Source organism: Sinorhizobium meliloti (assembly GCF_017876815.1).
Taxonomy (GTDB): Bacteria; Pseudomonadota; Alphaproteobacteria; order Rhizobiales; family Rhizobiaceae; genus Sinorhizobium; species Sinorhizobium meliloti.
In genome coordinates, this window is the sequence record NZ_JAGIOS010000002.1 from 1,356,137 (window position 1) to 1,375,152 (window position 19,016).

A 19,016-nucleotide genomic window follows, 5' to 3' on the forward strand; every position below is an offset into this window, starting at 1 on the left:
GTTCGGCAATACCACCAAGACCGAAAGGCCGGACGCCGAATCTGCCAAGCTCAAAGGATCCCTTCCGGGAAGGACTACATCCGGTTCCAGCGTTCGCTCAATCGAGCCGGGTTCGCACCAAAGGCGAGAGCCAGCATAAGCCCGGACCTATAGAGGCGAATTAAAACAACGCCAAAGAATGCAAGCCCCCGGGCGCGCCAGCCCTCCAGCCGATTCGAGAGGCCGATTCGAGCCACCTCGGCGACCGGCGAAAGTGCGACGGCCACGCTGCGCATGATCCAGCGCAGCCGCCAGCCGCGTTTCGACTGCATGCGCACAAAATCGTGTGCTGTATGCCGCTCCCATTTGCGGGCGAGCTCTGCAAGGTTCCTGCGAGCCGGGTGATAGACAATCATGGTCGAACAATATTGTGTGCGGTAACCGAGCCACAATGCTCGCTGCCCCCAATCGCGATCTTCCGCAATCTCAATTCCGCCAAACGGCCCGACCTCAGCGAAGATATCAGCTCGCACCGCCAAATTACCGGTGCCCGTAAATCCCTGCCTCGCGATGTATTCGTTCATGCGATACGCGAACACGCTCTCATACGCTTCTAGCAGCGTCGGGCGGCGCGGATCTTGACACGCAATTCGCACATCGCCGCCCAGGATGGCAATCTCGGCGTTTTCCGAAAAGCACTGCTCGATCTGGGACAGCCAACCTCCGTCGGCAAGGCAGTCCGCGTCGATAAATGCAAGAATATCGCCACTGGCGCGCGAGGCGCCCAGATTCCGCGCTGGCCCAGGACCCGGTGTTAGCTCCGACAAAACGATGACCCCCGGGAACGCAGAAGAAACGTCGTCCGGCATTATTTTCGAGCCGTTATCGACAACGATGAACTCGACCGGCTCTCTAGGCCGTCTTTGAACGAAAAGCGATGCAAGGCACTGCTTCAGAGCGTCCGGCTGATCAAGATGCGGGATAATGACGCTGATCATTTACGTTCAATCCGGACAGGAGCAGGTTTCGGTACACCTCAAGATACCGCCGGGCTTCGGCGGGCCACCGAAATTCGCGCTCGGCAATGGCACGGCCCGACAACGCCATACGCCTGCGCCGTTCAGGGTCATCGATAAGCGCAAGTATGCCGTCAGTGAGCGCGCGGGGGGAGTGCTCCCGCACAACCAAGGCGGCGTCGCCAGCTTCGCGTGTCGCTTGGCGCAAATTGAACTGAACGAAGGGCAAGCCCAGCATCATGTATTCAAACACCTTGTTCATGGATAGCTTGTCATTAAATTCGTTGGGCGGATCTGGTATGACGCCAATGCTTAGTGCCGACAGATGCGCGATGAGCGAAGGGCCGCTGAGATATCCGGTAAAACGCACCGAGCTGCCCAAATCCAGTTCGGCGGCGATGTCCTTCAGCCGGTTGAGTTCCGGTCCGTCGCCGATAATAACGCAATTGATGTCGTCACGCTTTCGAACATGCAGAACCTCCGCTATGGCTCGGAGCAATGTTTCCACACCGTCCTGGGCGCCCATGATGCCTAAATAGCCTACGAGATGCTTTCCGGGGACAAAGAGCGAACGGTCTGGAGCCGCGCGCTTGAACTTGGCGGCCTCTGGATAGCTCTTCACGACAACGACCCTGTCGGGATTCATACTGCCGCGTGCCACGGCGATGTCGCGAAAGGTTTCATTGGTGGCGATGCTTGCATCGGCGATGCGAAAGGTTTGCCTCTCTAGGAAGCACATCAGCCAATAGAGGAAATCCTTTCGGCCAAATTTGCTCAGATAGAGCTCCGGACCCAAGTCATGGTGATCGAACACGAAAAATGTGCCAAAGAGAACCTTATGAATGAGAGCCACGAGAAACATTAAATCCGGAGGATTGCATGCCTGTATGACGTCAATCCGCCTACGCCATCTTATCCGAAATGAAAGGTAAACCTGATGGCAAAGAGCGGTGAAATACTCTTGCATGTAGCCAATAGTGGAGTCCGCCTCCCGTAGGCGATGACGATATATATGAATACCCCCCATCACCTCGTAGGCGTTATCGTAGCCTTTTCCCTTGGGGCAAATGACCGATACCTCATAGCCGGCCGCACATAAGGCTTGAGCTTCTTGCCAGACTCGCCGATCGAACGGGACGGGCAGGTTCTCAACCAAGATCAGAATATGGTGACGAATGGGCATGGCTGCCTCCCACGTGTCCGCAGATCACGTCCAGGCAAGACCATACGTTTCGCTATCAATAGCCTCCAGTTGCCAAATCGGATAGGGACTTGCACCTTTTGTCGAAGTACCTTTGCTCGTGAAGCAGCGATATATCAAGTATCGCAATCCGTGCACGTTCTTGGGGCGGGTAGCTGGGGAGGTGGAGTGTGTCACACTCTGACTTGAAGAGGGTCGATTGGAGCATCGAGACATGCCCGATTACTTTTGCGGATGTGGCCCGGGTTGCCCAATTCCTCCACGATGAGTTGAACAGTCGGATCACACCGGAAACATGGGCTGCCGCCATCCAGCCGTCATGGCAGGTAGCATCGCCCAACCACGGCTTCATGCTTGTTTGTGGAGATCGCGTGCTCGGCGTTTATCTTGCGTTTTACTCGCAACGGCTCGTTGAAGGTCGGTTGGAGAGGTTCTGCAACTTAGCCGCATGGTGCGTAACCAAGGAATATCGGTCGCATGGGCTGAAGCTTCTGAGAGCGGTGCTTGCTCAGGATGGCTACACCTTTACCGACTTGTCGCCTAGCGGCAACGTCGTCTCGCTGAATGCTCGCCTCAACTTCCAGCACCTGGATACGGCGACCATGTTGGTTCCGAACTGGCCGTGGCCGCGCTGGGCGACGCGCACGCGCGTAATCTCCGATCCGACCTCAATCGAATGCAGGCTTCGCGGGCGCGACCTTGAGATTTACCGGGATCATGCGCACGCAGCTGCAGCGCACCATTTGGTTGTGCTTCGAGATAATGAATATTGCTATGTGATTTTTCGACGGGACCGGCGGAAGAGCCTTCCGTTGTTCGCGTCGATCCTGCACGTGGGCAATCCCGAACTGTTTCAAAAAGCCGCCCGTCCTGTCTACAGCTATCTCCTTACTCGCTTCGGAGTCGTGGCGACGCTGGTTGAAGAACGCGTGGCCGGTTGGTGCCCGCGCTTCTCCGTCGCGCTTCGTTCGCCACGTCCCAAGATGTTCCGGAGCAGCCGATTACAAGCCAGCCAAATCGACTATCTCTACAGCGAACTCACATGCGTGCCGTGGTGACTGGAAGACGCACATGCAACCACTAATCAAGGTCAACCTGTCCGATTTGCCTCACCACGCAGCGCTGCTCCACGCGGCAGCTCCTGCTCTTACCTACAAGAACACGACTTATAGGTATGCCGAGCTTTGGAGGCTGATTTGCGGATTCGCTTCTGGCCTGACAGCAACTGGGCTGCGTCGCGGCGATCGGGTGGCGATTCTGCTCGAAAAACGTGTCGAAACGGTGGTCGCCATTTTCGGCACCGCTGCGGCGGGCGGCGTCTTTGTGCCGGTGAACCCGCTCCTAAGGCCGCAACAGGTAGCCTACATCCTGGCCGATTGCGGCGTGCGCGTGCTGGTGACCTCCGCCGACCGTCTGGCGCAGCTGCAAGATCATCTAAGCAGCAACAGTTTGATTGACCAGGTAATCCTTGTCGACGAAAGGTCCAGCGTGAGTGATGCGATCAGTTTCCCTGGCGGCCAGGTGCGCCACTGGAGGCAAATTTTTGCTGATAGCAATGTCGAGCTTCCCCGGATCTGTACGGTCGACTCCGAGATGGCGGCGATGCTCTACACGTCTGGTAGCACGGGTAAACCCAAGGGGGTCGTTCTCAGTCATCGCAATCTGATCGTCGGCGCAGAGAGCGTCAGCCATTATCTGCAGAACTCCCCAGCCGACACGATCCTTTCCGTCCTACCGTTAAGCTTCGATGCGGGGCTCAGCCAGCTGACGACGGCATTCAACGCCGGCGCGCATGTCGTGCTGATGAACTATCTCCTGCCTGGCGATGTTGTACGGCTCTGCGAAAAACACCGGGTTACCGGAATTACCGGTGTTCCTCCTTTCTGGATTCAGGTCGCGAACCTGGAGTGGCCGGCCGAGGTTGCCTCGCGGCTACGCTATTTCGCGAACACCGGGGGGCGAATGCCGAAGACTACGCTCGACAGGCTACGCGCTGTGTTTCCGAAGGCGCTGCCCTACCTGATGTATGGTCTCACCGAAGCCTTTCGCTCGACTTATCTTGATCCGGCCGAAGTCGACCGCCGGCCAGACTCGATCGGCAAAGCGATCCCCAATGCCGAAATCCTGGTCTTGCGACCGGACGGGTCGCGCTGTGATCCCGGGGAACAAGGCGAACTTGTGCACCGCGGTCCCCTAGTGGCATTGGGCTATTGGAACGATCCGGAGCGGACGGCGGCACGATTCCGGCCGATGCCGGGCCGTGATGCCGGCTGGCGTGCCCCCGAGATAGCTGTGTTTTCCGGGGACACGGTCGTGGCCGATGAGGAGGGGTTCCTGTTCTTTGTCGGGCGTAGGGACGAGATGATCAAAACCTCCGGGTATCGCGTCAGTCCGACAGAGATCGAAGAGGTTGCGTATAGCACAGCCCTGGTCCGCGACGCCGTCGCGCTTGGTGTCGAAGATCCGGTTTTGGGGCAACGCATCGTTTTGGTGGCGAGCGCGATAGGCCAAGGGCCGCTCGACATCTCGGCCCTGTTGTCTGAGTTCAGGCACGAGTTGCCACAGTACATGGTTCCTTCGACGGTGGTCGAAATGAAATCCATTCCAACGACGCCTAACGGGAAATTCGATCGCGTCCTGCTGCGGGAGCTGCTAGCGTCGTGAATTCGCATCCGACCATCGCACTGTACGACGTTGTGGGGAACTGGCTCTCCGTAGGTGGCATTCCCATCAACCGGCTTGCGGAGTGTGTCGGTGGCACACCGTTCTTCGCCTATGATCGCCAACTGATTACATCGCGTGTCAAGTTCCTTCGCTCTGTCCTGCCCTCGGACATTCATTTGAGCTATGCGGTGAAAGCCAATCCCATGCCTGCGGTCGTTCAGCATTTGGCTCGGCTGGTCGATGCCTTCGACGTTGCATCGACGACTGAAATGAAGACGGCGCTTGATACGCCGACACCGGCATCGCACATCAGCTTCGCGGGGCCAGGGAAAACTATGGTCGAACTCACCCAGGCGGTCGCCGCCGGCGTGACTATCGAAATCGAATCCCCAACCGAAGCCGCACGCGTCGTCGAGGTCGGCAGCCGGCTTGGAATTCGGCCGCGCGTTGCTTTACGGATCAACCCTGATTTCCAAATCAAAGGATCCGGAATGCGCATGGGTGGCGGGCCGCAGCAGTTCGGAATCGACGTCGAGGAGATACCGTCGCTGCTCCAAAAGCTTGCAGCCGCAGAGCTGGACTTTCTCGGTTTTCATGTTTTCTCCGGGTCGCAGAACCTTCATGCAGACATCCTTTGTGAGGCCTTGGCAAAGCATGTCTCACTCCTGATTAGGCTTGCCGGAGAATGCCCGTGGCCGGTCCGCTACCTCAATCTTGGCGGTGGGTTCGGGATTCCGTATTTCGAAAAGGACCGTCCACTGGACCTTTTTGCCATCGGGGAGACTCTGAGTGACCTGATGGAGTGCGCAGTCCGCCCGAATCTTCCCGACGCTCGCGTCGTCATCGAACTCGGGCGATATCTTGTCGGTGAGTCTGGGGTCTATGTCACGCGCGTTGTCGACCGCAAGGTGTCACGTGGAAAAGTGTATTTGGTCGTCGATGGCGGTCTTCATCATCAATTGGCCGCGTCCGGCAATTTCGGCCAAGTCATTCGCCGAAACTATCCGATCGCTGTCGCGAACAGAATGAAGGAGACCGAGTTCGAGAACGTCTCGGTCGTTGGTTGCCTTTGCACACCGCTCGACATGCTGGGCGACAATATCACACTTCCGCGCGCAGATATCGGTGACCTTTTGGTCGTGTTTCAAGCAGGTGCTTACGGTCTGACCGCCAGCCCGACAGCATTTCTCGGGCATCCACTTCCGGTGGAGATTCTCGCCTAGGCGCCAGGTTTTATGCCCCATTTGGCTTTTTTAGGGAGCAGACGAACGTCATGAACTCAAGCACATCAACACTCGACGAGGTGAAGGACATCATCATTCAGACGCTTGGTATAGAAGACGCAAGCAGGATTGCGGACGCTTCGACACCCTTGTTCGGTAGTATACCCGAGCTGGACTCATTTGCTGTACTCAACCTGGCCATGGCGATCGAATCGCGGTTCGGATTCGAGATCGATGATAGCGAGTTTACGGCTGAAGTCTTCGAGACCGTGGGATCGCTTGCCGGATACGTCGACTGCAATCGCCGTCAGTAGACAGGGGGCCTCAGCGTGGTGAGAAATCAGCAAAAGATCGGCAGCAAGCGTGTGGGGAAGCCCTGTCCCCTGTCTGTTGTTGTCGTCACCTTCAACAACGCTTCCGCCCTTCCTGCATTACTCGACTCTCTGCCGGCAGGTCTGAAAGGCATCGACGATGTCAGGGTCATCGTCGTCGACAACGAGTCCGTGGATGACACGGCTGGGCTGGCAGAATCGCACCCAGTTAGGCCGGCAGTGATACGTATGGGTAGAAATGCCGGCTATGCGGCGGCCATCAATGCAGCTGGGTCGACCACAGATTCCGATTCCGATATGCTGATCCTCAATCCCGACCTTCGGCTCTACCCAGGCGCGGTAAGACCGCTTGTCGAGCGTGCCGCAACCGCGTCCGTGGGCATTGCCGTTCCCAGAAATTTCCGGGAGGATGGAACGACCGATCCGACCCTGCGGCGCGAACCGTCCCTATGTACGGCATGGGCCGATGCCGTTTTGGGCGGAACCCTCGCCGCCGGGCTCGGTTGGGGCGAGATTGTCGGCCAATCAAACAGCTATGATCGTAGCGGATTGATAGAGTGGGCAACCGGATCGGCGTTGTTGGTTTCAGCTAAGGCGCGGCGCGTCGTCGGTGACTGGGACGAATCGTTTTTTCTCTATAGTGAGGAGGTAGATTATCAGAGAAGGGTCCGCGAGGCCGGCTTCGACATTGTCTATGAGCCGCGCTCGCAGGTCACACATACTGGTGGTGGCAGCGGAACCGATCCGCGGTTGTTCGCGCTGCTCACGGCAAATAGGATCCGCTACTACAGGCGCCATCACGGCGTTTTGCCGACGTCGTTATTCAGGCTGGGCATAGCTTTTGGCCAGGCCCTCAGGTGCTGGCGCGGATCGGCCCATAGGGCGGCGCTACAAAGCGCTGTGATGCCCTTGAGGCCAGCGTCGTACTTCCTGACAAAACGGCAGAGCTGAGAATGCCGACGGCCTCGAGAAAATTCCGTGTTCTAAATTTCCACGGCATCGGAACGCCCCACCGCGTGCTTGATCCGCTTGAGGATGTTTTTTGGATCGGCATTGACCGCTTCCGCGATGTGCTCGACCGTATCGCTGTACATTCCGACCGCGAGCGACTGTTCATCACATTCGATGATGGCAACATCTCCGACTTCTTGATCGCGGTCCCGGAATTGCAGAGGCGCGGCCTCAGCGCCGAATTCTTTGTGCTGACGGGGCGCATCGGCGATCCGGGATCGCTCGGTCCCGAGGACATCCGAGCTCTCCTGCAGATGGGCATGCGCATCGGCAGCCACGGCATTGCTCACCGCGATTGGACCAGTTTGTCTGCGAGAGAACTCAACAACGAGCTGAATGCGTCGAAGGCGACGTTGGAGCGAATATGCGGCGAGCCCATTCGATGCGCTGCGATACCATTCGGGCGCTACAATGCCGCGGTTTTGGCGGCATTGCAAAGAGCCGGCTACGTAGCTGCCTATTCGAGCGATGGAGGCTGCATGCAAACAACTGCCTTTCTTAGGCCGAGAACCTCAATCCGGCACGATACTTTGGACGGCGAACTTACAGAGATATTGTCTGGGAAAATGTCCAATCTGCGATGGCTCCGCCGAGCCGCCGCCATGGCCATCAAGAGATGGGTTTAGCCGCGAGGTCAATATGAGCGGCCCGCGATGTCGGTGCTGAAACTTGCCATTCAGCATGAGGTGAATCTTCAATATGCGTGCCCGAAATGCCGGGCCACACGTCAGCCGTTCATTTTTTTACGAAGAAAGAACAACCTCAGCAAGCTATTCACCGCAACAGGTTATTTTGGGGTCCGATAGAAGGCAACGATGTGCTTGTCTCCGTCCTCAAACCGCTCGCAGCAGGTAAGCCATTCATGACGAGAAAACACCTCTTTATGCCCCACGCTCTCCATGACGAACGCCATTCGCGTAGCTCTGCCCTGTCTATCAGAGCGAATCTTGTTGAGAACGGAGTCCAGTAGGGGAGGTTCGAACGGATTAAAGAAGTAGAGCGCCGTAACGTCTGTATAGTCTGTCTCTTCCGCTGCCTGACAAAGGATTTTAGCGTCCGCTCTTCGCCCTCTAAGTCGCGCCACGTTCCGTTTGGCGACATCCGCACGCGTTGACGAATATTCGATCCCGATAGCCCGCTGTATCTTATGCCTGGCCGCGAGGCACACTACGCGACCCTTGCCGCAACCAACGTCTGCGAACGTGTCTGCCTCCGTCAGGTTCAGCTTCCGGAGGACGGATCGCGTGCAAGAGTAGGTGACCGTCGCGTAATACACGTGTCCCGGCAATTCCGCAGGGGCTGTTCCAGTTGTCGAAATGCCGAGCCACAAGTCCTGCAGATGGTTTGCGGCACGCCGAGCCGAGTGTCGAAGGACCGTGAGCACTGGTCTCCCCCTGGTATAGCTCAACTAGCGGCACGATACAGCGCTTCCGCGGGCTTGTCCCCGTCTCATCTTGGTACGGCTGGGAGGAAGCCGTATCGAGTCCGGCGCCCGCTCCGCGCACGGTGCTATCTTTGAACGACCCTTCTATCGTGCTGCAAATTACATGTAGAATAGCATAGCGGTACTCATCTTCACTGGTGCGGCGCCAGCATCGGAGCCGATCATGACACGTGGACCGATCTCCGGCTGGCGTCAATGTGTGCCGACCAGATGCTTCTTCAGGCGACGGAAGTTGCGGATCACCACCGGAGGGGCGAGTTCGACGGCCACTTCATTGATCTTGGTCCGCCAATCCACGCGGTCGGTCGTACCTGGACGGACCCGAAACTGTGTTGTTGTGTCCCGCTTCGTCTCGTCCCAAGTCGAGGTGTAATAGTAGAGCGCAATCGACCTTCGAGGGACCCTCTCGGGATGATTGATTGGCTGCGGATTTCCGTGCATGCTCTCCTGGGTCGTATTGAAAATTACACATCTGTTGAAAACCGGAACTATGGACTGGGCGCATCTGGTCATGCCCTGATCCCACAGTTCGAGTTGGCCACCATACTCCGCTCGCCAGTCCTTGTTGAGGTAGATCAGCACATTGACGCGCCGCTCCAGATTCATCGGCTTGTGATGATTGAAGTCAGCATGCATTGACAGGTGACCGCCCTGATGGATGCGATGGAGGCCTGCGCCGGCAAAATATGGATCCGGAATGAGACCTTTTAATCCGGTAATGTTTTCAATGACGCGGATGAATGGGCGCGAGTTGAACGAGTAGAAGATCTGTCGTGTGGAAGGCGGGAGGATGTCTGGGTTGAAACTTTCCTTCTGCCGCTCCTGGTGTCTGTCGAATTTCTGTTCGGCGACGTCGGACCCGGCAGGAAAATCCCTGACACAAATCTCAAGCACGTTGGACGGCAGGAATTCCTCTATCACTATGTGCGGGAAAGGGTCTGCACTCTGAAAGCTCTCGCGGAGTTCGCTGCCCTTGTCGCGGTCGATGTCGCCGGCAATCAGCCCGTTATTCTCATCCATTTCATGCAGATAGACCATGATATCCCCCAAGGAGAACCAGGTGGACCCGTATTTAGGCCGGACGAATCTACATGGCCAGCCATGCGCGGGACAATCGGCAAGGGATCAACTTAAGTGCCACCCGGGGCTACTCAATTAGAGGAAGTCGAGGTTACCCTAATCCGTTTGCGCATCGGTTTGTGCTGGGTTCATACGGATGCCAGCCGACCTTGAACCGGCCGGCATCCCCCGGTCGGGCCGAAGCCCGCCCGAGGGCAGGCTAGCGGTTGGTGAACAATCTCGAAACTTTCACCCACGAAGACGCCTCATCCAGCAGCGCGTGCCGATAGCCCTGCAAGGTTTCCTCGACGATGCGGATCTTCTCTGCATACGTCCACCCCCCGCCGGCAAGTTAGGCCATCGGCAGGGCAGGACCTCAATTCGTGAAACAACTGAAGCGACAATGGCATGGAATTGTAGCACCGTCACGCGCGTACGCGACAATCCCGCGGCCTCCCCTGCTATTATCCAAATTGCCGACTAGGCAACGCTAGTGATTTGACGTGTAATTGCGGCTGTGCGGCAAGTTCGGATGGATTGATCTTCGTCTCATCCGGAACGGCGCCTTACTATGGGCCCGCCGAGACGGGAAGAAGTTGGGGGGCTCGCGAAGCGATGGCGGCATCTGTTCTCGCAGCGTCTGTTGTCAATGCGGCGCGCCTTCAGCTCGGCCGCCGCGCGCGCCAGTTCAGTGCCATCCTGGCGAAGGACGGATACCAAGGAATCGTACGTCGTGTAAGGCTGAAGGCATCGGATTGGATCAGGCCCCGCAGCGTGGTTTGGTCCGTCTTTCCCGAGGACGTGATGGCGGCTGATCTTTTGCGCCCCCCGGTGACCGTGGTTCCGAAGATTGCCCCCGGCGAGCCGATCGTAGTCAACTGGGTGATGGAAGCATCCGGCCGCGGATCCGGAGGCCATACGACGACTTGCCGGATTATCAAGTACATGGAACGAAGGGGATATGTGAACCGCGTCTATTTGTATGATCCATTTGGTGGTGATCATAAATATTATCAAAGGATTTCGCGGGATTACTACGGCATCACTTGCGAAATAAGTGACGTAAGGGCCGGAATGAAGGACGCTCACGCGGTGGTAGCCACCGCCTGGCCGTCGGCTTATGCCGTCTACAACGCGCGCTGTTCTGGAAAGCGGTTCTATTTTGTCCAGGACTACGAGCCGTTCTTCTATCCGGCCGGCACAAACAGCGTACTAGCCGAGAACACTTACCGTATGGGCTTCCACGGTATCACCGCTGGGCGCTGGCTGGCTGAAAAGCTGTCGCATGAGTTTGGCATGATGACCGACTTCTTTCCGTTCGGATGCGATACGGCCCAATATCGCCGGCAGTCGTCATCCAAACGATCGGGAGTGGCATTTTATGCTCGAGCTGGCACCCCGCGCCGCGCGGTTGAATTGGGTCTGCTGGCGCTTGAACTGCTCGCAAATCGGCGACCAGATGTGGAGGTACACTTGTTCGGTGAACGAGTAGGACACCTCCCGTTCAAATTTCTGAATCACGGATTGGTAACGCCAGCCAAGCTTAGTGAGATCTATAACCGCTGCTTTGCTGGTCTTAGCCTGTCATTGACGAACGTTTCTCTGGTACCCTTCGAGATGCTTGCGTGCGGCTGCATTCCGATCGTCAACGACGCCGATCACAATCGCATGGTATTGGATAACCCCCACATTCGCTATGCTCCTCCCACGCCTCACTCGCTCGCGACTGCACTGGAAGCGCTGGTGAATATGCCGGATTTCGAAGCAACCTCCAGACGGGCGGCTGAAAGCGTCGTGTCTGCATCGTGGGATGATGCCGGAGCGGCGGTCGACGCCGCATTCCGTCGGGCTTTGGGCGCGTAGTGTCTCATGGTGAAACGACCTTGGATCCCTTCAGCTGGGCGATGGTAAAGTTGAGAAGAGGGCGGATCAGGGCGCCCTGCCTTTTGGATCGTGTGCCGCGCGTCAGTGTCGTCATCCCGTGCTATAATTATGGGCACTATCTGCGGCAATGCGTCGACAGCGTTACTTGAAACCAGCCGGGCATCGAAGTCGAGGTTATCATAGTCGATGACAAGTCCACCGACGATCGCATTGCCGTAGCTCGATCGATCAAGGACCGCGACGAACGCGTACGTCTGATCCTGCACGAGCAGATTAAAGGGCACATCGCGACCTACAACGATGGTCTCGATGGCGACGACGCCGGGCGCGCTTACCCGTGCCGCCGAACTGCTGGTTGCAGAGCCATCCGTCGGAGCGGTCTACGGAGACGCTTTTCAGCGGCGGTTTGCCTGCGCGCCGCACCGTTGGAAGAACCTGGATTATCTGGTCGGGTGTTGATTGGCTGCGTGACCGTTGCCGCACGGGGTACAATGTGGTTGCTTCTCCCGAGGTGGCCATGCGGACATTGGTACTGCGAACGATCGGTGGCGACCGCGCGGATCTTCCGCACGCCGGTGCCGTCGAAATGTGCCTGCGGACATCCGCCGTGTCCCAGATCGGCTTTTTGGTGGGTGTGGATAGGCGTAACTCCCGCCACCACGCCGTCAACATGAATAAACGAGATTTCAGTCAGGCACCTTACACGGCCAACTTATCGACCTGAAACAGCGTTGGCAGTCCTTCGCGGCCGTGTTCGCGGGCGGTGGCGGCAAGCTGGACGACAGCGCCACGCTTTTACAGGTCGCCCGCAGAACCTTGGCGCGTCAAGCATTGGAGCGTGTCAACTAATGCCTAGGCAAGATACTTTCGGGACTTTCGGGACTTCCATCAGCGGGGCGAGCACTCGCAAGGCGAAAGAGGCTTGGGATGGTTTCGCGGCCGCTTCATCCTCTTGTGGGCGCCATCAGCCATCGCTTTGCGCGTGGTACAAATGATGCGGCGCCATCGACAGCGGCGGATTGGCATATAGCTTCTCGACCGGTTAGAATTGGAAAACAAGCTGGGTTAGCCTAACTCAGTAGCCGCAGACCAGACTTCTTCTTCCAATCGATGTAGGTCGCCTGGCTGATGCCCGCCTTGGCGCAGATTTCCGCAACCCGGCACATGAACGCCTTCTGCGCGTCCGAACGGTGATGGCTTCGTCGTCTTCCGTTTGCTGTCGTCCGTCCCATCCCGCAGATTCGGTAGTGTGCTGAAGGTTCTGCAAATTCACTGAGAGAGGCGGTCATGGCAGGCTGGTGATGTTGACGTCACCTGATTCCCTGGAAGGAACGCCACCATGACCAAGACTGAAGGTAAGACAGCCAGCGCCGCCGTCAAAGACATTTTGCTTTCGAACCCCGATGGGCTGCGCGAGGTGATCCGCACGGTGATGCAGGAGGTGCTGGAAGCGGAGATGGACGAGGCGCTGGGAGCTGCGAAAGGCGAGCGCACGCCGGAGCGGCTCGGCTACCGTTCGGGCCACTATGGCCGCACGCTGATCACGCGGGTGGGCAAGCTCGAGCTGCGGGTGCCGCAGGATCGCTCGGGGCACTTCTCCACCGAATTGTTCGAACGCTATCAGCGCTCCGAGCGGGCACTGGTGGCAACCTTGGCGGAGATGTATGCCTTCTCGGCGTCATCGATCTCGGCGATCAACAAACGGCTGGACGAGAGCCTGAAGGCCTTTGCCGAGCGCCCGCTTCAAGAGCCGTTTGCCTACCTGATTCTCCATGCCCGTTATGAGAAGGTGCGCGAGGCCGGTGTGGTGATGAGCCAGGCGGTGTTGATCGCTGTCGGCATCGACTGGGACGGACGGCGGCAGATCCTGTCGGTCGAGATGGCCGGCCGTGAAAGCCGTTGCGCCTCGAAGGACTTCCTCGTCAGGCTGAAAGGGCGCGGTTTGAAGGGCGTCGAACTGGTGGTTTCCGACGACCATGCCGGTCTCGTCGCGGCAATTGGCGAGGTGGTCCCGGAAGCTGCCTGGCAGCGCTGTTACGTGCATTTCCTCAGGAACGCCCTCGATCACCTGCCGCGCAAACATGGCGACGATTGCCTGCAGGAGCTTCGATGGCTCTATGATCGCCGCGACCCCGACGAGGCGAAGGCCGATCTCGCCGCCTGGCTGGGAAAATGGTCGGTCCGCTATCCGCGCCTGACCTCCTGGGTTGAGGAAACCATCGAGCAGACGGCATCTTTCCCAATACCGAGAGCTGCCTACGCCTCGTCCGCGCGCTCGCCGTCGAAACCCACGAAAACTGGATGGAGGCCAATCGCTACATCAACATGGACGCTGACCTTCTTTCGTCTGCCGCGCCAGCATCACAAGCACCTCAAGAGCACCAACATGCTGGAACGCCTCAACGAGGAAATCCGCCGCAGAACCTACGTCGTGCGACCTGCGAGAGCACAAGAAACTCGCACTCCGTCAAGCCGCATGACCAGCACGCATGACCGCCCAATTTTGCAGAACTTGACGCACACAACCAGATTCACGATCATCAGATAAGAATTGTCGCGTGGGAGTAAAGGCAACCATTCCATCTATTCAGATTGCAGTTTTCCTTGAGTGCCTACTTCAATTGGTCGATCAGCCGTCCATTTGTCCAACTAGGATTCTGGTGGGCTTTGGGTATAAGTTAAGGGTTGCAAATCGGTCTGCGAGACAACCTGCTGAATTAAACGGGATTGCTTTTGCGTTCTTGCGCAATCGAATTGCAAAGCGTCGGCGGCAACGGTTATGCGGCGTCTCGCCGCCATTTGAGAGCACTCTGATATGGAACGATCGGTCGTCGCTGTCATCGTAACTTACAACCGCCTTGATTATCTAAAGAAGTCTGTTGCGGCGGTGATGGCGCAGAGTTTCCCTATTTGCGAAGTAATTCTTGTCGACAATAAAAGTACCGATGGAACGCCAAAGTTCCTTCAAGAGCTTGAACGATGTAACAGCACTTACCCCATACGCGTTGTCAATATGGAAAAGAACGAAGGTGGGGCAGGCGGCTTTGCACAAGGCATTGAGGAAGCCTATGAACGCGGCGCTGATTTAATTTGGCTTATGGATGACGATTGTGTGGCATACCATGATGCGCTTGAGAAACTTGTACGCGGATTTGATGCACTGACTGAAAAGTTGCCCGTCTCTTCAGCGGAGCAGAGCGTCAGCACTGAGCCTGGCTTCGTCTGCTCTAACGTACGATGGAAAGACGGAGAAGTATGTGAAATGAATATTCCAAGAGCTACGGGGGATTGGAGTCGCTATTACCTTCCGGAAAGTCCTTATGTCCGTGTCAACCAGTGTTCTTTCGTTTCTGTCCTTGTTAATGCCCGAGCTGTCTCCTTGGTTGGTTATCCCGTTCGCGAGTTCTTTATCTGGCTGGACGACGTTGAATTCTCAGGGAGAATTGCGGAAAGATGTCCGGGGTTTGTCATTCTTGACAGCCTAGTCGTCCACGACATACCTCAGAATACAGGTGTCCACTTCGGCGATGTTAGTGCGAAGAATGTCTGGAAGTACCGGTACGGTATTCGCAATGAAGTGGCCTACTTAGCCTCTCGACCTTTGGGAGTGCTGAAGGCCGCGCGATATATCGTTTCACAGCTTTCTCAAATGTCGGCAACCAAAGTTCCGTTCTCGCTTCGGGCGCAGATATTGTTTGCAGGACTGTCGGGATTTACCTTCTGCTATAAGTCCAAAATTCGCCTTCCGGCCGCCCGCAGTAGCTACTTGGACGTCAGGTCAAAACGCGAGCCGACGACGCGGCCGTTTTCTCCTGAACCTGAAGGTATGAAATAGATGTATGATTGGTTGATTGTTGGCGCCGGGTTTGCGGGAAGCGTTCTTGCGGAGCGCTTCGCGTCTGTCCGCAACGAACGGGTTCTCCTAATTGACCGGCGAAGCCATGTTGGTGGAAACGCATACGACCGCTACAACGATGATGGGATAATCGTCCATCAGTACGGGCCGCACATCTTCCACACCAACTCGAAACAAATTTTCGACTACCTGTCTTTGTTTACTGAGTGGCGGCCTTACGCACATAAGGTACTCGCCGAAGTAGACGGCATGCTTGTACCTATCCCGATCAACCTTGATACGGTCAATAAGCTCTATGGGCTTAACCTCAACTCCGAGCAATTGGCGGAATGGTTCAAAGCTCGCGCGGAGAAGGTGGACTCTCTGCGCACGTCGGAAGATGTGGTGGTATCGGTTGTCGGTCGAGAACTCTACGAGAAGTTTTTTCAGGGGTATACGCGCAAGCAGTGGGGGCTCGACCCTTCAGAACTTGACAAGTCGGTCACCGCTCGGGTGCCAATCCGCACCAATCGTGACGATCTATACTTTGGGGATGAATATCAATGTATGCCTCTTTACGGTTATAATCGCCTATTTGAAAATATGCTACGCAGTAACAATATTCATATAATGACCAAGACTGATTATCGTGACGTTAAGGACTACGTGCCGCATAGACGTGTAATTTACACTGGCCCAATCGACGAATACTTCGACTTCCGTTTCGGCCGGCTGCCGTACAGATCGCTTCGGTTTGAACACGTCACGCGCGACCAACCTTGGCACCAGCCAGTCGCAGTCGTTAATTATCCGCAGACAAATGACTATACTCGCATTACGGAATACAAGCATCTTACAGGGCAGCAGCATCCAAAGACGACGCTCACGTATGAATACCCCTCAAGCGACGGTGATCCGTACTACCCGGTTCCGAACGCGGCGAACCAAGAGCAGTTCAAGAAGTACGAACGCCTAGCACTTGCCACCCCTGGCGTGTGGTTCGTGGGACGTCTTGCCACTTATAAATACTACAACATGGATCAGGTCGTGGGTCAGGCGCTCAGCACCTTTCGGCGTATATGTGCTGCTGTTATGACGGTTCCATAGCGCTTTAGACCGAACCAGAAGGCGAACATCGCATATGTAATAGAGTCACCCAATGCCGCAGTTCTCAGGTCCCCGATTGACCTTAGTGGATCGCGACCGCGCTCGGGATGTCGCCGAGCATTCCTTCATCCCACGCGAGCTGAGGCGTTAAGCGTCGGAACGTGGCATAACCAATCTTATCGGCGCAATCGTGCAGGACCATGGCAAATTCGCCGCTGGCAATCAGCGCCTCCATCAGTTTCTGACCGCCCCTCGAATTCGAACCATCGACAAAAACCAGACCAGCAGAATCCGGGAGTCTGGTCAGATCGACCAGACGAGCGGCCTTTCCTGTGACGTACACAAGATCGCCAGGACGAAACGCAAATTCGTACTTTTTTTGAGCGACTCCGCTAACGCGAACCTCAACTAATTTTGGGCGCCAGGGACTGTTTCTCAGACTCCGTCTGAAAGATCGTTGACCGAGGTTCAGTGGCGAAGGCATTAAAATTACAGCGCGTACCGCCGGTTCGCACGTGGTGACCTTGTCGACATGCAAGGTCCAATCGTTCTCGGTAAGGCGCTTCCTCCAAGCACCCAGTCTCATCTTGGCCTGTTTCACAAGCACGCTAATAGCTGCCCTCGTGGCCCTTGCGTTCTCGAGGGAGTGAGGTTTGTTGCCGGCTCGTATTACGGAAATCGAGCTTGATAGATTGCCAGCTTGGATCGACGACGCTAACGCGTCCTGGCCGCATGCTCGTAGCATCATCGTTAACTGCCCTCGCCATTCAGACTCCCCGAGAGTTGGTGTTGGTGCGATGGATGGCCGTTTGTTACTGCTGTTGGAAATTTCCGTGTCATCCAACCCGAGAACGGTGCGGATGCGGTCGAGTTCTCGGTGGCTGAGGTGGCGGAACTGCGATGCCCTTTCCATTGCTGCATCGACATGTCCACAACAGAGCGCAACCCTGATCCACATTGCCCATGCGACAGGATCTGGATCCTTGCATTCGTGATACAGAAAGATGATGTCGAGCCATCTTTTAATGCTGTTTTGGGCGTTCTCAACGCTCCCTTGAAGCAACTGACAATAGCCGAGACCGACAAGGGCCTCGGGAATGATTGCGAAGTTCAGGCAGCGTAGGAAACTCTCCTCCGCAGCATCTAACGCAGAAGTACTGATTAGCTCCCAGCCCCTTCTGAGCAACAATCGATCCAGGCCCCCGCCAACTACCTGGTAACTGGCCTGGCTGACAGGACCAGGTACTATTCGCAATCCGCCTGCAGGGCTCTCCTGCACGATTGTCTCGCCTGCTTTGAGCTGGCAGCTAAGATCGAACCACTCTCTAATCTGGCGTCTGTGGGCCATGGTGTGATGATTGTGAACCAGGTTATGCCCGGCCTTTATAATACGGTGCAATTGCTCGTCGTCCGCGAGCAGCGTGTCGAGTTTCCCGACAATGTCTTCAGGCGTGGCGAACACGCAGTTCTCCATATCACGAAAGCCAATTTTCTCCAGTGCCGCAGTGCGTTCAGTTACGAGACATGCCCCGGTTGCTGGGATCTCCAGATGTTTTCGGACGAGGTCCCGGGTTACTGAGCCGCAGGCCGGCACGAACGTTGCGGCATTAAGCAGTCGAGCATAGCTTTCACCGAACATGGTTTGTGAGGTACCGGACTGCGCGTTCCATCCCCCGTGCGGGCATATCATTGTAGGGTACCGTGCAGACACGATGCGTGAAATTGCGTTCCGCCATGGATAAAACCCGATCTGACTACCTGTGATTAGGACCGGTACATTCTTTTCAAGCCCATAGTCGCGAAAAATTGTGGGGTCGACAAAGTTGGGCCAAGTATAAAGGCGATCGGAAATTTCGGGAGTATACTCACCCAACGAAACAGAGTGCGTAAAAAAGGTCTCGACCCCCCATTCGGCCATGTCGGCGATAAACGTCGCTCTTGCTGCGTCGAGTGCGTCGGCCAGAAGTAAACCCAGTTTGGGCGTTTGCGGGTGAGCAGAAACATTGCGGATGTTCCGTTTCCCTGAATCGACGCCAGACTCGAGCAATACAAGATCTGGTTCGACTCGATCGCAGATTTCGTCGTAATCTCCAACCGGAGGTAATTCGATTACCTCAAAAAATTGGCTGAGGCACCTACTCTGCTCGGTTACATGCACCTTCAGGAATTGCGGCATGCCGTTGCGCAGTGACCTAAAGAAGAGGAGTCTCGGCAGCCGCTCCTCCATACCTGTCATTAGCATTGAACGTAGCTCCTCAATC

Annotated in this window: 15 protein-coding genes and 1 pseudogene; 11 read left to right on the plus strand and 5 right to left on the minus strand. The window is 56.4% G+C overall.

Annotation, left to right across the window (positions count from 1 at the left end):
- Nucleotides 1–74 precede the first annotated feature (74 nt).
- Nucleotides 75–977: a glycosyltransferase family 2 protein gene (locus JOH52_RS25265; protein ID WP_014530618.1), complete on the minus strand. Its 903-nt coding sequence runs from the start codon at nt 975–977 to the stop codon at nt 75–77.
- Entirely contained in the window at nt 949–2,178 is a 1,230-nt protein-coding gene (locus JOH52_RS25270; RefSeq protein WP_014530617.1) for a glycosyltransferase family 4 protein, read from the minus strand. The genes JOH52_RS25265 and JOH52_RS25270 overlap by 29 nt, the downstream gene beginning before the upstream one ends.
- 188 nt (nt 2,179–2,366) lie before the next feature.
- On the opposite strand from JOH52_RS25270, the gene JOH52_RS25275 reads away from it, so the two are divergent.
- Genes JOH52_RS25275 through JOH52_RS25300 form a run of 6 tightly spaced genes read left to right on the plus strand, consistent with a single transcriptional unit; the run spans nt 2,367 to nt 8,052 of the window.
- Complete coding sequence (locus JOH52_RS25275; RefSeq protein WP_015008469.1) at nt 2,367–3,254, plus strand: hypothetical protein; 888 nt, start codon at nt 2,367–2,369, stop codon at nt 3,252–3,254.
- Nucleotides 3,255–3,267: 13 nt separating this feature from the next.
- Nucleotides 3,268–4,860 carry an acyl-CoA ligase (AMP-forming), exosortase A system-associated gene (locus JOH52_RS25280; protein WP_014530615.1) on the plus strand — a complete coding sequence of 531 codons (1,593 nt, stop codon included), beginning with the start codon at nt 3,268–3,270 and terminating at the stop codon, nt 4,858–4,860.
- Complete coding sequence (locus JOH52_RS25285) at nt 4,857–6,083, plus strand: pyridoxal-dependent decarboxylase, exosortase A system-associated (protein WP_014530614.1); 1,227 nt, start codon at nt 4,857–4,859, stop codon at nt 6,081–6,083. The genes JOH52_RS25280 and JOH52_RS25285 overlap by 4 nt, the downstream gene beginning before the upstream one ends.
- 50 nt (nt 6,084–6,133) lie before the next feature.
- On the plus strand, nt 6,134–6,397 hold the full coding sequence (locus JOH52_RS25290; protein ID WP_014530613.1) for a phosphopantetheine-binding protein: 264 nt from the start codon (nt 6,134–6,136) through the stop codon (nt 6,395–6,397).
- Nucleotides 6,398–6,412: 15 nt separating this feature from the next.
- Nucleotides 6,413–7,366 carry a glycosyltransferase family 2 protein gene (locus JOH52_RS25295; RefSeq protein WP_014530612.1) on the plus strand — a complete coding sequence of 318 codons (954 nt, stop codon included), beginning with the start codon at nt 6,413–6,415 and terminating at the stop codon, nt 7,364–7,366.
- Between the two features lie 2 nt (nt 7,367–7,368).
- The gene (locus JOH52_RS25300) at nt 7,369–8,052 is read left to right on the plus strand and encodes a polysaccharide deacetylase family protein (RefSeq protein WP_013850927.1); all 684 of its coding nucleotides are present in this window, start codon (nt 7,369–7,371) and stop codon (nt 8,050–8,052) included.
- Nucleotides 8,053–8,213: 161 nt separating this feature from the next.
- On the opposite strand, the gene JOH52_RS25305 is transcribed toward JOH52_RS25300, so the two are convergent.
- Entirely contained in the window at nt 8,214–8,810 is a 597-nt protein-coding gene (locus JOH52_RS25305) for a class I SAM-dependent methyltransferase (RefSeq protein WP_013850926.1), read from the minus strand.
- Nucleotides 8,811–9,062: 252 nt separating this feature from the next.
- A complete protein-coding gene (locus JOH52_RS25310) occupies nt 9,063–9,908 on the minus strand; it encodes a 2OG-Fe(II) oxygenase (protein ID WP_014530610.1) in 846 nt (281 codons plus the stop codon).
- 636 nt (nt 9,909–10,544) lie between these two features.
- Here JOH52_RS25310 and JOH52_RS25315 point away from each other — a divergent pair.
- The 5 genes and pseudogenes from JOH52_RS25315 to glf all read left to right on the plus strand — a co-directional run bounded on the left by JOH52_RS25315 (nt 10,545) and on the right by glf (nt 16,755).
- Nucleotides 10,545–11,792 carry a rhamnosyltransferase WsaF family glycosyltransferase gene (locus JOH52_RS25315; protein WP_014530609.1) on the plus strand — a complete coding sequence of 416 codons (1,248 nt, stop codon included), beginning with the start codon at nt 10,545–10,547 and terminating at the stop codon, nt 11,790–11,792.
- 230 nt (nt 11,793–12,022) lie between these two features.
- Nucleotides 12,023–12,487, plus strand: a complete 465-nt coding sequence (locus JOH52_RS35260; protein ID WP_234705606.1) for a hypothetical protein — start codon at nt 12,023–12,025, stop codon at nt 12,485–12,487.
- A 665-nt stretch (nt 12,488–13,152) separates the two neighbouring features.
- Nucleotides 13,153–14,293 (plus strand): annotated as a pseudogene (locus JOH52_RS25325) (IS256 family transposase).
- A 335-nt stretch (nt 14,294–14,628) separates the two neighbouring features.
- Complete coding sequence (locus JOH52_RS25330; RefSeq protein WP_017272712.1) at nt 14,629–15,648, plus strand: glycosyltransferase family 2 protein; 1,020 nt, start codon at nt 14,629–14,631, stop codon at nt 15,646–15,648.
- Nucleotides 15,649–16,755 carry a UDP-galactopyranose mutase gene (glf, locus tag JOH52_RS25335; RefSeq protein ID WP_013850922.1) on the plus strand — a complete coding sequence of 369 codons (1,107 nt, stop codon included), beginning with the start codon at nt 15,649–15,651 and terminating at the stop codon, nt 16,753–16,755.
- An 82-nt stretch (nt 16,756–16,837) separates the two neighbouring features.
- Here glf and JOH52_RS25340 read toward each other — a convergent pair whose 3' ends face one another.
- On the minus strand, nt 16,838–18,997 hold the full coding sequence (locus JOH52_RS25340) for a glycosyltransferase (protein ID WP_017272711.1): 2,160 nt from the start codon (nt 18,995–18,997) through the stop codon (nt 16,838–16,840).
- Nucleotides 18,998–19,016: the final 19 nt, after the last annotated feature.

What these genes read in the sequence shown, in the direction of transcription:
- JOH52_RS25280 (WP_014530615.1), top strand. Translation starts at nt 3,268, where the DNA reads ATGCAACCACTAATCAAGGTCAACCTGTCCGATTTGCCTCACCACGCA.
- JOH52_RS25290 (WP_014530613.1), top strand. Translation starts at nt 6,134, where the DNA reads ATGAACTCAAGCACATCAACACTCGACGAGGTGAAGGACATCATCATT.
- JOH52_RS25270 (WP_014530617.1), bottom strand. Translation starts at nt 2,178, where the DNA reads ATGCCCATTCGTCACCATATTCTGATCTTGGTTGAGAACCTGCCCGTC.
- JOH52_RS25310 (WP_014530610.1), bottom strand. Translation starts at nt 9,908, where the DNA reads ATGGTCTATCTGCATGAAATGGATGAGAATAACGGGCTGATTGCCGGC.
- JOH52_RS25315 (WP_014530609.1), top strand. Translation starts at nt 10,545, where the DNA reads ATGGCGGCATCTGTTCTCGCAGCGTCTGTTGTCAATGCGGCGCGCCTT.
- JOH52_RS25265 (WP_014530618.1), bottom strand. Translation starts at nt 977, where the DNA reads ATGATCAGCGTCATTATCCCGCATCTTGATCAGCCGGACGCTCTGAAG.
- JOH52_RS25330 (WP_017272712.1), top strand. Translation starts at nt 14,629, where the DNA reads ATGGAACGATCGGTCGTCGCTGTCATCGTAACTTACAACCGCCTTGAT.
- JOH52_RS25340 (WP_017272711.1), bottom strand. Translation starts at nt 18,997, where the DNA reads ATGCTAATGACAGGTATGGAGGAGCGGCTGCCGAGACTCCTCTTCTTT.
- glf (WP_013850922.1), top strand. Translation starts at nt 15,649, where the DNA reads ATGTATGATTGGTTGATTGTTGGCGCCGGGTTTGCGGGAAGCGTTCTT.
- JOH52_RS25300 (WP_013850927.1), top strand. Translation starts at nt 7,369, where the DNA reads ATGCCGACGGCCTCGAGAAAATTCCGTGTTCTAAATTTCCACGGCATC.